Source organism: Paenibacillus sp. Y301 (assembly GCF_059445505.1).
Window position 1 is genome coordinate 1 of record NZ_JCAIUL010000015.1, and the last position, 12,732, is coordinate 12,732.

At 39.2% G+C, this 12,732-nt stretch carries 15 protein-coding genes and 1 other annotated feature; of the genes, 13 read left to right on the top strand and 2 right to left on the bottom strand.

Annotation, left to right across the window (positions count from 1 at the left end; translation table 11 throughout):
- Positions 1 to 383: 383 nt before the first annotated feature.
- On the bottom strand, positions 384 to 842 hold the full coding sequence (locus AC1D69_RS20360) for a hypothetical protein (protein WP_495457967.1): 459 nt from the start codon (positions 840 to 842) through the stop codon (positions 384 to 386).
- Positions 843 to 1,187: 345 nt separating this feature from the next.
- Between AC1D69_RS20360 and AC1D69_RS20365 the strand changes: the two genes are divergently transcribed.
- The 11 genes from AC1D69_RS20365 to AC1D69_RS20415 all read left to right on the top strand — a co-directional run bounded on the left by AC1D69_RS20365 (position 1,188) and on the right by AC1D69_RS20415 (position 9,400).
- On the top strand, positions 1,188 to 1,496 hold the full coding sequence (locus AC1D69_RS20365) for a hypothetical protein (protein ID WP_495457968.1): 309 nt from the start codon (positions 1,188 to 1,190) through the stop codon (positions 1,494 to 1,496).
- 125 nt (positions 1,497 to 1,621) lie between these two features.
- Positions 1,622 to 2,332, top strand: coding sequence for an SHOCT domain-containing protein (locus tag AC1D69_RS20370; RefSeq protein ID WP_495457969.1), 711 nt, complete (start codon positions 1,622 to 1,624; stop codon positions 2,330 to 2,332).
- Between the two features lie 50 nt (positions 2,333 to 2,382).
- Positions 2,383 to 2,601, top strand: a binding site (T-box leader).
- A gap of 91 nt (positions 2,602 to 2,692) precedes the next feature.
- Complete coding sequence (gene tyrS, locus AC1D69_RS20375) at positions 2,693 to 3,955, top strand: tyrosine--tRNA ligase (protein WP_495458061.1); 1,263 nt, start codon at positions 2,693 to 2,695, stop codon at positions 3,953 to 3,955.
- Between the two features lie 240 nt (positions 3,956 to 4,195).
- Positions 4,196 to 4,348 (top strand): hypothetical protein, encoded by a 153-nt coding sequence (locus tag AC1D69_RS20380; RefSeq protein WP_495457970.1) that lies wholly within the window; start codon positions 4,196 to 4,198, stop codon positions 4,346 to 4,348.
- A gap of 214 nt (positions 4,349 to 4,562) precedes the next feature.
- Entirely contained in the window at positions 4,563 to 5,078 is a 516-nt protein-coding gene (locus tag AC1D69_RS20385) for a DUF6933 domain-containing protein (protein WP_495457971.1), read from the top strand.
- 4 nt (positions 5,079 to 5,082) lie between these two features.
- The gene (locus AC1D69_RS20390) at positions 5,083 to 6,771 is read left to right on the top strand and encodes an SWIM zinc finger family protein (protein ID WP_495457972.1); all 1,689 of its coding nucleotides are present in this window, start codon (positions 5,083 to 5,085) and stop codon (positions 6,769 to 6,771) included.
- Positions 6,772 to 6,890: 119 nt separating this feature from the next.
- Positions 6,891 to 7,466, top strand: coding sequence for a Uma2 family endonuclease (locus tag AC1D69_RS20395; RefSeq protein ID WP_495457973.1), 576 nt, complete (start codon positions 6,891 to 6,893; stop codon positions 7,464 to 7,466).
- Positions 7,467 to 7,668: 202 nt separating this feature from the next.
- Positions 7,669 to 7,857, top strand: coding sequence for a hypothetical protein (locus AC1D69_RS20400; RefSeq protein WP_495457974.1), 189 nt, complete (start codon positions 7,669 to 7,671; stop codon positions 7,855 to 7,857).
- 571 nt (positions 7,858 to 8,428) lie between these two features.
- Positions 8,429 to 8,854: a helix-turn-helix domain-containing protein gene (locus AC1D69_RS20405; protein ID WP_495457975.1), complete on the top strand. Its 426-nt coding sequence runs from the start codon at positions 8,429 to 8,431 to the stop codon at positions 8,852 to 8,854.
- Between the two features lie 160 nt (positions 8,855 to 9,014).
- Entirely contained in the window at positions 9,015 to 9,257 is a 243-nt protein-coding gene (locus AC1D69_RS20410) for a hypothetical protein (protein WP_495457976.1), read from the top strand.
- A complete protein-coding gene (locus AC1D69_RS20415) occupies positions 9,254 to 9,400 on the top strand; it encodes a hypothetical protein (RefSeq protein ID WP_495457977.1) in 147 nt (48 codons plus the stop codon). Before AC1D69_RS20410 ends, AC1D69_RS20415 begins: the two co-directional genes overlap by 4 nt.
- A gap of 204 nt (positions 9,401 to 9,604) precedes the next feature.
- Here AC1D69_RS20415 and AC1D69_RS20420 read toward each other — a convergent pair whose 3' ends face one another.
- Positions 9,605 to 10,285, bottom strand: coding sequence for a DUF2278 family protein (locus tag AC1D69_RS20420; protein ID WP_495457978.1), 681 nt, complete (start codon positions 10,283 to 10,285; stop codon positions 9,605 to 9,607).
- A gap of 254 nt (positions 10,286 to 10,539) precedes the next feature.
- On the opposite strand from AC1D69_RS20420, the gene AC1D69_RS20425 reads away from it, so the two are divergent.
- Both AC1D69_RS20425 and AC1D69_RS20430 read left to right on the top strand, forming a co-directional pair.
- Positions 10,540 to 12,063 carry a DUF1538 domain-containing protein gene (locus tag AC1D69_RS20425; protein ID WP_495457979.1) on the top strand — a complete coding sequence of 508 codons (1,524 nt, stop codon included), beginning with the start codon at positions 10,540 to 10,542 and terminating at the stop codon, positions 12,061 to 12,063.
- Positions 12,047 to 12,715, top strand: a complete 669-nt coding sequence (locus AC1D69_RS20430; RefSeq protein WP_495457980.1) for a P-II family nitrogen regulator — start codon at positions 12,047 to 12,049, stop codon at positions 12,713 to 12,715. Before AC1D69_RS20425 ends, AC1D69_RS20430 begins: the two co-directional genes overlap by 17 nt.
- Positions 12,716 to 12,732 lie beyond the last annotated feature (17 nt).

Here is a 12,732-nt window from a genome sequence, read left to right on the forward strand (position 1 = left end):
CCGTCTGTTTTTTGAATTCCTCATTAAACCGTTGTCGTTGTTCCCTCATAAAAGGACACCTCTTTCTTTGTTAAGTAAATTATCCAGTTTCTCTTAACAGGTGTCCACTTTTTATTCTAGCTACAGATTTCCTGTTATACATGAATAAAATGGGCTATACCAATTATTTACCGGGAGGTCTTCCCTTTAAATTAAAATCAGCCCCGATGAAGACCTCCCGGTAAATGATATCGTGGTAATCTAAACTAAAAGAACCGCAAAGAGCAGTTCCTTTTTCAAATAGAAGAAACAAATGGCTTTACGACCGCATCCCTCCAATGAAAGTTGGGTTTATCCAAAAAAATACTTTCACTGGAAAGGATAAGTTTCACTCCATGGATGCACTACGCTTGATCTACACCATCCGGACCATCCACGATGTCCAATACGCCAACAGCCAACGTACCCACCGCAGCCACTTTTATTAGCCCTTTAGCGCCTTCTTTAACTTTATCATAATCCTCTTCGGACAACCCTTGTACAACTTCTTTACCATTGGCATAGGTATATTTCACAGCACCGACTACACCTTTAGCTGTTGTAGAAAGGGCACCACCGATATCTTTCATTCCATTACTTGATTGTTGGTCATTGTTAGTGATGAGCCCCGCCGTTGTGTCATATACGCCACTAGCTAGGTCACCTGCCGTCGTACCTGCAATAATCGAAGCTTTCTCCACACTGTCACCGATTTCCTTTACGAAAGGGCTACCGGTAAGCTCGCCAACGACGCGGACACTTCCACCGATCACTTTGCCTGTAACTTCACCTGCGACTTGACCAAGACCTTTTAAGAAACTCATAACCACAACCCCTTTGTAGGATCTGAATAAATTGATTGTACGCTGAACGGGGTGACCATGACAAGGGACGAATGAATTGAGTTACACGGATAATCCTCATAATAGATATTCTCATCAATCTGTAGCCAAGGCTATTGGATCATGGTAGAGTCGCATGTAAATAGCTACAGGAGGTATTTATGGAAATCGAATTATTATCCCTATTAGGAATAGGATTTATTCTAGGCATCAAACATGCCATTGAACCGGATCATGTCATTGCTGTATCAACCATCGCTAGTCAAAATACATATATATGGGGCAGTCTCCGACCCACCAGCTCCTCCGCGCAACAAAATCTCCTACATGAAGTCAATGATCATTGGTATGATCCACGGACTAGCTGGAAGTGCAGCTATGGTGTTATTAACCATGTCTACCGTATCAACAGTGTGGGATGGAGCAGTATACATCCTATGTTTCGGAATGGGTACCATCGCCGGAATGTTATTTTTCACAACGATACTGGGTATTCCATTCGTCCTTAGTTCTAACCACAAGCGTGTTAACATGTCTCTAACATCCATTACCGGTGTAGTAAGTATCCTATTTGGATTGTATTATATGTACAATCTTGGGGTTACTGAAGGATTGTTTTCATTATGGATGGGGTGAGATAGGAAAGAAGACCCTCACATAATGCTATGGACCTATTTTGCAGAAATATGGTAGAATTTAGGAAATATTGGAATTGGGGAAGAATAATGAGTTTAGGAATGTGGATATTGGTTTTTATAGTCATGTTTATTATTATTGCTGTGTTTCAGTTAACAAGAATGAAGAGAATGAAGGATGTAGCTTTAAATAATCTTCAACTCATGAAACAACAATTGAAGAATACACCAACGCAAGAATTTGTTTCAGCTGATAATAAATATATTCTTTCGATTGATGAAAAGGCCAAGAAGATAAACTTTACCACACAACAACATAATAAGACTTACGATATAGAAGATATTTTAGGAACTCAAGTCATTAATCATGTATCTACATCACACGATACAACAACCAGAGAGACGGTATTTGGTAACTTGTCCTCGACTACGACGACACATAAAAATATCAGTCAGATTGAATTGAAAATTTCAATGAATGATATGGAGACGCCATATTACAGTATTTTCTTTTTTGATAGTCTGGTTGGAGTGAGTGCGGGTCATCCATTTATAGAAAAGGCTGAAAGTAAGTTGAACCACTGGATTGCAATTATTAATATCATGAGGGGTAAAGGAAATGGAATTCGAGTTGAAGGACTCAGTGGAATTCAGGGGTTACCCGCTAACTTGCAATCGATATTAGAATCAGCAACAGCACAAGCGCAAGTATCGATTACACCATCTGAACCCCAAGACTCCGTTGCAGATGAGTTAATCAAAATCTCCAATCTTCTACAACAAGGAATGATTACCCAAGACGAATACAATACACTCAAAGCTAAGTTGATTTCTTAAATAATTGACAATAGACTTGTCATTCTCTATACTGATTTTAATCTAATACACGGTATACGTTGAAGGAATTAGTAGCAGGCTGTCACTGTTCATCAGAAAGCTAGGGGTCGATGTGACCTAGCACAAACAGTCTCGTGAATTACACTCCGGAGTATCTTAGGTAACACTAAGCGGACTAGCCAACGATAATAGGGCTATGAGTGGTATGAATAGTGGCAGCACTGTTTATGCAATTTGGGTGGTAACACGGTTATTATATCGTCCCTATGTCTATTGTAGACATGGGGGCGATTTTTGCATTTTATTGTATGCATATGGATGGACCAAGACTTATAAAGGGGATGGATGATCATGAGTAACATGAATATTATTGATGAATTAGAATGGCGCGGTGCGATTAACCAACAGACAGATGCAGAGGGTTTGCGTGAATTAGTTAGTGAGAAGAAGATTTCCTTGTACTGTGGTGTCGATCCAACCGGAGATAGCATGCATATTGGACATTTAATTCCATTCATGATGTTGAAGAGATTTCAAGCCTTCGGACACATACCTGTTATTCTGATTGGTGGAGCAACAGGAACTATTGGTGATCCAAGTGGACGTTCATCCGAACGCCAATTACAGACATTAGAGCAAGTCCAAGACAATGTGAACGCCCTAACAGCTCAGATGAAGAAGTTATTCGTTACGGATAATGATGCTCAGTTGAAAATGGTCAACAACTACGACTGGACTCATTCCATCAATATTATCGATTTCTTGCGTGACTATGGGAAGAACTTCAGTATCAATGCGATGCTGGCCAAAGATGTGGTATCTAGCCGTCTAGATAGTGGGATTTCTTTTACAGAATTCACTTACCAGATTCTCCAGTCCATGGACTACCACCACTTGTATGCTGAAGAAGGCGTTCAATTACAGATTGGTGGATCGGATCAATGGGGTAACATTACGAGTGGTCTAGATTTGATTCGGAAAAAAGAAGGTTCAGAAGCGAAGGCATTCGGATTAACGATTCCTTTAATGTTGAAGGCAGATGGTACGAAGTTCGGTAAATCTGCAGGCGGAGCAATCTGGCTAGATCCTGCTCAGACATCACCTTATGAGTTCTACCAATTCTGGTTGAATCAAGATGATCGTGATGTCGTGAAATACCTGAAATTCTTCACGTTCTTAACGAAAGAAGAGATTGAAGAATTAGAGAATAAGGTTACAACAGATCCAGGTAAACGTGAAGCGCAAAAGGTACTTGCTGAAGAAATGACGAAATTCGTTCATAGCGAAGAAGCATTAGCGCAAGCGATCAAAATCTCACAAGCCTTATTCAGTGGAGATATTAAATCATTAACAGCCGATGAAATAGAGCAAGGGTTCAAAGAAATGCCTACATTCGAAGCAACCAAAGAAACGAAGAACATCGTGGACTGGCTAGTAGATCTAGGAATCGAACCTTCTAAGCGTCAGGCAAGAGAAGATATTAATAACGGAGCCATTTCGATGAATGGTGAAAAAGTAGAGGATGTTAACACGGAAGTAACTGCAGACCAATCATTTGATGGTCGGTTTATCATCATTCGTAAGGGTAAGAAGAAATATAGCTTGATTCGATTAGTGGATTAGGAAGGGTTTGGTTACAACAGACTACAGTTGAAGAAAGATTGAGTTTGCGAGTATGATGCACAACTAATAAGAAAACCGTGGAATCCATGACATGGGTGCCTCGGTTTTTTAATGCTATTTGGATGAGTAGAGCCAATTTAATCAATCTAGCCCAAAGTAATGTTGAATGGAAGACTGTACCTATTTCATAATGAGAGTATATACTCATACCAAGCCAAATCGTTGCTTGGGGGAAATTTGATGGATAATGATAAAGATGATAAGGAAATGGCCACAAAAAATCAAGATACTCAAAAGACCACAACTGCGAATAATGATGACGCTGTTATGAATATAGCTAAAAAAGATATGGATAAATACAGGGAAATGCTTGATAAGTTGGCTAAAAACTAATGCAAAACCGTTTCGTAAAATGAGGTTAACCAGCTAAATCTGGTTAACCTCATTTTTGAATTAAATAGTAGGATATTCAAGGACGTATAAAGCTGATCTTGCCAAATGATATACTCCCTTATCGATCAAGTAGTCTCCAGTTTAGAATACATGCTACTATTGAAAAGATAACAATTACAATATTACAATTCATACATAAGGGCAAGGTGAAGATATGTTTATAGAATGCACTAAAAAACTAGCGGATGCTATGAAAATAAAGACAAATGATATTACGCCGATTAAGCGTGAGCCATTCTATGAATGGCATGGTAATCTATTTATGTTCGATCGAAGAAAAGGCGTTATTCTCATGAACAATCAGACGCGATACTGTATTGTGTTATACGGATTAAAGGCTGAACATTTTAAAAAATTTGACCGTATTGTTCTAGATGCTATACATGAAACATTCCTCGCAGAGGGTTTCTCGGAGAAACAAGTAGATACCTATATAGCCAATTGTGGTGAAGTGAGTTATACCAAGACGCATGATCGAAGTATCCTCAGTCAAATCAAAGAATTCCATATTCATATATCTTGGGAAATTGAAGAACACATACCCAGTGAAACTTTGAATTTAGTAGAACTTAATAAATGGACTGGTCGGTTGATGTGTGGATCACTTGGCTATGCAGAACCTATAGATTTATTGAAGAAGGAAATGAGTAAGATCGAGAGATGGAGCTGATCATATGAATCTTTATAGTATTGAGAACGATATTGATAATAAAATATTTGCAAGAGGGTATGACTATTACGAGAATGAATATATAGCATCAGTCCAGCTAACGGAGGACAATGTCTTTGAGGCGCAAGTTGAAGGCACGGATCTTTACAATGTTAGAGTTAAACTTGATCATAATGATGACATAATCGCAACTCTGTGTAATTGCCCGTACGATATGGGTGAGTATTGTAAGCATCAGGTAGCTGTGTTTCTTGCTTTGCGTGATCTGAAAGAAAGTATAGACTCTGAAGGTACCATTAAATCTCCCGTGTTCAAACAAGGAAAGATTCCTGATATCAAACAGACATTAACTAACATGACAAAAGATGAGCTTGTGGAATTTCTGCTAGATATTGCATCTGAGTATGAGGAAATTAGGTATCGTATTGCGTTGAATTTCAATTATGAGCAAGATGAAGATGAAATCGCTCAGGCAATTGACCTTATCCGAACCTATATAAGTAATAATTCCGATAGATATGGATTTGTATCCTATAGAGGTATCAGTGCTGCTACTAAGGGAGCAGATATGATTCTGGATAAGGCTCGGGTTGCATGTGTACAGAATAACAACATACACGCTATAGAACTTGCACTTTGCGTCATTCATGAAATGATGGAGCTGCTACAGAGAGCAGATGATTCCGATGGTGTAATTGGAGAAGTCATAGGGGAAAGTCTTGCTTTTATGAGTGAGATTACAGCCAATAAGGAATTAAGTTTAGTGGACAAAGAACATATTTTCGAGAAGTTGATCGCAGAATCAACCCATAGACGATATGGGGATTGGGTGGATTGGAAGCTAGACATTCTTGTAAGATGTTCTGAACTTGCGGATACTCCGGACTTAAGGAATACATTAGAACAACATTTACTATCCATCATAAACAGTGGAGAAGGAGATTCGTGGAGTGTCAATTACTTAACGGAAAAGATAAATCTAATCAGATATCATATGATTCAGGAACATGATGGGCTGATAAAAGCACAGGAATTTATAGAACAGAACCTTCACTATTCGAAGTTTAGAGTAATGGCGATAGAGATAGCATTGGAGAATAAGGAGTATGACTACGTCATTAAACTTACTCTTGATGGAGAACAGAAGGATGCAAGCTGGCCGGGTCTTTTAAATCAATGGAAGAAATATCGGTATACAGCATTTCATCTCGCAGGGAAGCTTGAGGAACAACGAGCGTTGGCAATGGATTTCATATTAAATGGCAGTACAGAATACTACAATAAATTGAAGAACACATATAATACACAAGAATGGCTCTCTATCTATCCTCAAATCATTCTTCTATTGGAGAATCAGAAGTGGAATTCTGATGACGTATATACCTACATCCTGATCGAGGAAGGCGAGCGACTCAAACTTCTTGAGTATGTTAAAGGAAGACCCTCATCGGTAGAGACGCTATATAGTCACCTTATTCCTGAATTCAAGGAAGAGGTTTACAGGGTTTACGGGCAATACATTGAGCAAGCTGCTTCATATGCAAGGAACAGGAAGGATTATCAAAGCGTATGTGCGATTATTCGGAGGTTGAAGAAAGTGGGTGGGAAAGAGCAGGCATCTGAGATCGAGCAGAAACTGTTCAACCATTATGCCAATAGACCAGCATTCAGAGATGAATTGTCTAGAGTGTAATCTACTGATTGTTATTGTTTAAAAGACTTGGTTGATGTGAAAACTCAACGTAGGAGCAATAATCTGGTTAGCCATGCTACAATGATTTAAATATGATTTATAAGAGGAGGTCAAATATTGTGTCAAAACCAGATGAGAAGAGCCCTCACACATATGAAGAATGGTTAACATGGGACGGAACCTGGGAGCTAATTCATGGCAGAGCATATAATATGTCTCCTGCATCAACCTCTTTACATCAATTTATTGTGGGAGAGCTTCATTTTGCCCTACGGACTTTTTTTCAAAATCGGAATTGTTATGTATTTGTTGCTCCTTTTGACGTCTATTTTAGCGAAAATGATGAGTACACTTCACCTGATCATATCACGCAGCCAGATCTCTCGGTTGTTTGCTCCAAAGATCAAATATCCAAAAAGGGCTGTCACGGCGCGCCTTCATTGATCGTAGAGGTATTGTCACCCTCCACCGCACTCAAGGATTTCAATGAGAAATTCAATTTATATCAACATTATGGGGTTCAGGAATATTGGATTGTCGACCCGGGTAATCGAACAGTTCATATCTATACACTGCACAATAGTACGTACGCTGTGAGGAAACTATATATGGAGCAGGAAACGATCCAATCCGTTGTGTTTGCAGATCTAGAGGTATCAATGAACAGAATATTTAGTCTCGAAAATAACTCATAATCTACATTCGGATGATGCTAGCCTTGAATCACAATATAGATCAGACATACAACAAACTCAATGTCTTGTAGGCATTGAGTTTGTTGTATGTCTGAAGGGGCACGGTCACAAGGATCAATGAAGATAGATAAATGGAATAAGAGCAATTCAAGTCAAGAATGACTTCTCTTTTTGAATTAGGATAGATCCAGGAGGTGAGAAAATGAAACAGGCTAAAATCGTCATGGCGGTGCAACAAATGCAGGAATATATTGATGACCATATATATGAAGAGATTACCCTTAAGCAGCTCTCTAATGTAGCGGGATATTCTTCGTGGTATTCATCCAGAATTTTCAAAGAAATCGTTGGAAGAACGCCTTTTGATTTACTAGTTTTCGCAAACTCGTGACTTTAGTCGTGAGTTAGAAGACTTCGGATAAGGCGTGTTTAAGACACGTTAATTTACCTGACATATGTTATCCTAAAAACTGACTTATACGGCTTAATATCAATAAATAATATGGGTTTGTTTTATGACAACATATGTCTGAGATGAAACATGGGGTATCGAGGATACATTGAGGCACGGCCGGTTGTTGCAGTGAATTAACTCGGGGTGCGTGTGTTCCACTTGTAAGTGAGAACTTGTTATTATAACGACAGTGGAAAATGTGTTAGAGCAGTTAGATAGACATCCATATGAATACTCATGGTTTGAATAACCCGAGGAATCCGTGATAGTTACATGGGGGCTCGGGTTTTTGTGTGTCGTAAGCTTTTAATCGATCTTTCGAGTGTATGAGAATATGAAAGAGTCAATGAAGGATGTGAAAATGTCCCTTCCTGAAGCTATCTTACCTTAGCAGAATAAGGATATCATTTACATTTATAATAACTGGATTATAATTAACTTAACTTATTAGTTAAGTTAACAATATTGTTTATTTAATTCCAATTAAGTAGAGGAGGAGCTGAGTAAGTTGATAAAAAATGAAGCAGCTTATCAAAAAGCAAAGGAAAAATTGAAGGAAGATAAGGATTTTATTGCGAAAGAAAAAATGCGTTTTAAAGAAATGGGTCTAAATGATGAGCAGATTGATATGGCAATTGAACCGTTAATTTCATTTCACGAACAATTAAATGAAGAAGTGGAGTATTATGAAAGAATAAAAAGAGGATCATTTAATCCAATTCACAAGTTTACGGACATAGGAAAAAACCTCATTGCTTATCGAATATATATCAATATGTCTCAATCCGATCTAGCTAGAAAGCTGGAAGTATCCGATGCACAGGTGTCCCGAGATGAGCGTAACGAGTATTATGGAGCCACTGCAGAGAAAATCGAAGCGGTTATGAGCGCAATGGGAATGAAGGCAACGATAAACATTGAGGTTGCTACATGATACCGAGTCAACTGCAACACCTTCTATTAAAAAAACTCATTGTCGTGTAGTCAGGGTCTGTGAAGAAATACTTATATCCATAACTACAAGAAGACTTCTCAGTTCTAAACTTATTGTTTCATTTGTGGTAGATGATTCTGAGTATGGGAGGTAAGAACAAATGAAACTCGTCAAACTTGAGAATGAAGAACTATCTAGCGCTTTATCGCATGGAAAGGCTTATATTCAGGTAGGTAAATGCAAATTTATGCTGGTTGAGATCGAGGAAGTTACCCAGTCTCCTTATTACGATGTCACAGATCATGAAGAAGAGAAGCTTTTACTTGAAGCAATTATTGGCAATAACCCGTCCTTGTCAAAGGAAGAAGTGTTAGAGCAGTTAGCTAGACGTAAGAAACGATGAATATCATTTGGAAACAGACGGCATTACAGTCATTAATCCAGTTGGATATATGGAGAGAAGATAAAGGTTGGTCGTTAATTAGCGATCATTTGGTAGATGTCATTGAGAATTATTTTGTGAGGATCGATGAAAAGAATGATTAGACAGATTAATACATATTGATTACAATAACCGTAACAGATCCCACCTCGCCTCTTTACAATGCGTACCAAGGTGGGCCTTTTTTTTTAAATATGAGAATTTATAAGTACTTCTGCTTATAAATAGTCTTATATTTCAATGCTAAACGTTTCTTCGCCACTAAAGGACGGAGAGGCCGTTTATGCTTGGAAGGAATCAATGGATCTTCAGACTTCTCCGGTTCGTTGTTGCATGTGATCACAGAATTCTGTTGGATGACCATGGTCATCGGTACACCAAGATTGAGACGAGAAAGCTAAGAAAATACCAACCCACTTGTCAATGAATTGGATGAGTAATCCACCGTCTTGATAAGCTCCGTTATCCCCCTTCCAACGTCCAACATTTCCTTGATTCATATGAATATTGTGCATGCCATTTCCGGGTTTGAATCTAAATATTGAATCGCGTGCGCCATCAGGACCCCATCTAGAGCCGTAGACATATAGAGTGGCTTCATCATCAATAGCTTTCTGAATATATTTGGTCATGAGATCATTTAGATCATTATCTGGTCCAGTCATATGATGAGGTAAAGGTTGCATGGCTGAAGAGTCGAGCAATGGGCTACGGATATAATCAAGAGCAATGTCTCGGTTGTTCTTGTTAATGGGCGTGTACCCTAGGTTCAACTCAGGTAAAGATGTGATCGCGGATGCATTGAAATGCTCATCGACTAAATAGAGAACTTCCGATTGGTCAGAGCTAGACATGACGTTCACTGCAATTCTGTAGTGCGTATCATGACCATCGATCACTTCAATTTGAAAATGGGGATCGTGATCATCACGTTCCTCTTTGTAAGCTACAACTTTACATTTTAATACACCGAATCTTCTAACGGGCATGATTACAGCACCTTCCATATATATTAGGCAAATAGTTGATGAACCTTATTCTAGTGTGCAAAGTGTGGGAGGAGCTTACCAACAGCGTATGATGATAGGTTGAGGTCATAAGCTTAGTATAATCGGTTATTGCATTTCGGAAAATATTAGTATCAACTAAGTTCGCGATGCGATAGAGGCGTATATAGGCAATGATTCTCACATAAAAATCACTATGATTAAAGAAATACATTAAATCATCAAATATTGACAATTTGACAGAAGGGACTGACTTTGATTTGAATGTGCTATTTGAAAAATTAAAAGAAGTACTGTATGCCGTTCTGCCGATTACGTTCATCGTGTTGATCTTACATTTCACCTTGGCACCCCTGGATTCGATGTTGATCTACCGATTTCTGATCGGTGTAGTGTTTATTGTGGTTGGCTTATCTATCTTCTTATTTGGAGTGGATATTGGCATTACGCCGATAGGGAACTCCATGGGATCCGTGATCGCCAAGACCAACAAAATATGGATCGTAGTCGTTGCAGGTCTAGCACTTGGTTTCTTCATCTCGATTGCAGAACCTGATTTACACGTCCTCGCAGCACAAGTCGATACGGTTACATCAGGAATGATCTCGAAGATAAGTATTGTGGCCATTGTGTCCGTTGGAATCGCGATTATGTTGGCCATAGGTCTTATAAGAATTGTGTATAACATCCCCTTGTATAAAGTATTGATGGTCCTGTATCTGATGATCTTCGCAATTGCGATATTTACATCACCGGAGTTTCTAGCGATATCATTCGATGCGTCGGGTGCAACCACCGGTGCACTCACCGTTCCGTTCATTCTGGCTCTTGCCATGGGTGTGTCTGTATTGAAGAAAGATAGTAAAGCATCCGAGAAAGATAGCTTCGGATTAGTTGCTATCGCATCGACAGGAGCCATTCTATCGGTGATGATTATGAGTATTGTGACCAAGACAGATAAAATTACAGGCAGCTTAGAGCATCACACCTCAACCTCCACATCCATCATCGGTCCATTTATCCACGAAATTTCCAAGATCGCAGGAGAAGTATTTATCGCACTACTTCCGATTTTACTCATATTCATGGTGTTTCAGAAATTTTCCTTTAAATTGTCCAGAAGAACCTTTAGAAAAATAGTGATTGGCGTATTCTTCACCTTTATTGGCCTTGTTCTATTCTTATGTGGTGTATATGCCGGGTTCATGGATGTAGGGACCGCACTCGGACATACGTTAGCTTCATTAGACAATAAAGCTTACGTTATTATTATAGGATTCATTCTGGGTCTGGTGACCATATTGGCCGAACCTGCGGTTTATGTATTAACGCATCAGGTAGAGGATGTAACAAGCGGGTATGTCAAAAGAAAAGTGATTCTGTTTACACTCTCTATCGGTGTCGGCTTTGCCGTTGCGTTATCGATGTTACGAATTATTGTTCCTGAAATTCAGCTCTGGCATTATCTCTTGCCTGGATATATCATCTCGCTGACGATGACGTTCTTCGTTCCGAAATTATTTGTTGGTATTGGTTTCGACTCAGGAGGCGTCGCCTCTGGGCCAATGACAGCTACGTTCATATTAGCATTTGCACAAGGTGTGGCTGAATCCATCGATGGAGCTAATGTGTTAGTAGATGGGTTTGGCATGATTGCCATGGTGGCAATGACACCTATTATTGCTTTACAGGTGTTAGGATTTATTTTCAAAATGAAATCTAAAAAAGGAGGGCTAGAGAACAGTGGAGGAACTAACTGAAATCGTAGAACTTGAGTTAGTCTGCATTATCGTGAATTTCGGATTGGGAAGCAAAGTATTGCATATAGCTAAACAACATGGGATCTCGGGAGGTAGTGTATTTCTTGGAAAAGGCACGGTACACAATCGAATTCTACAATTCTTAGCATTATCTGATGTGAGAAAAGAGATTGTATGGATGATTTCAGACACACAGACGGGAACTCGCGTCCTCCATGAGCTGGATAAAGAGTTCAAATTCGATAAACCCAATCACGGCATAGCATTTACTACATCGGTCTCTAACGTTATAGGGGCTAGGAAATATAAAAAAGAAATTAGGAATGCAAGAAGAAAGGGAGGGGATCACATGTATCACAACATTACAGTGGTAGTAGATAAAGGTAAAGCAGAGTATGCGATTGAGGCAGCGACCCAAGCAGGGGCTAGGGGTGGGACCATCATCAACGCGAGGGGTTCAGGCATCCATGAGACTAGTAAGTTATTCTCTATGAATATCGAACCGGAGAAAGAGATTGTCATGATCCTATCGGAAGAAGATAAGACCCAAGCGATCGTAGATGCTATACGAACACAGCTCAAGATCGATGAGCCAGGTAACGGGATTATCTATATTCAAGATGTGAATGAGACATATGGGTTGTATAATTGAAGAAATGAACTAATTCA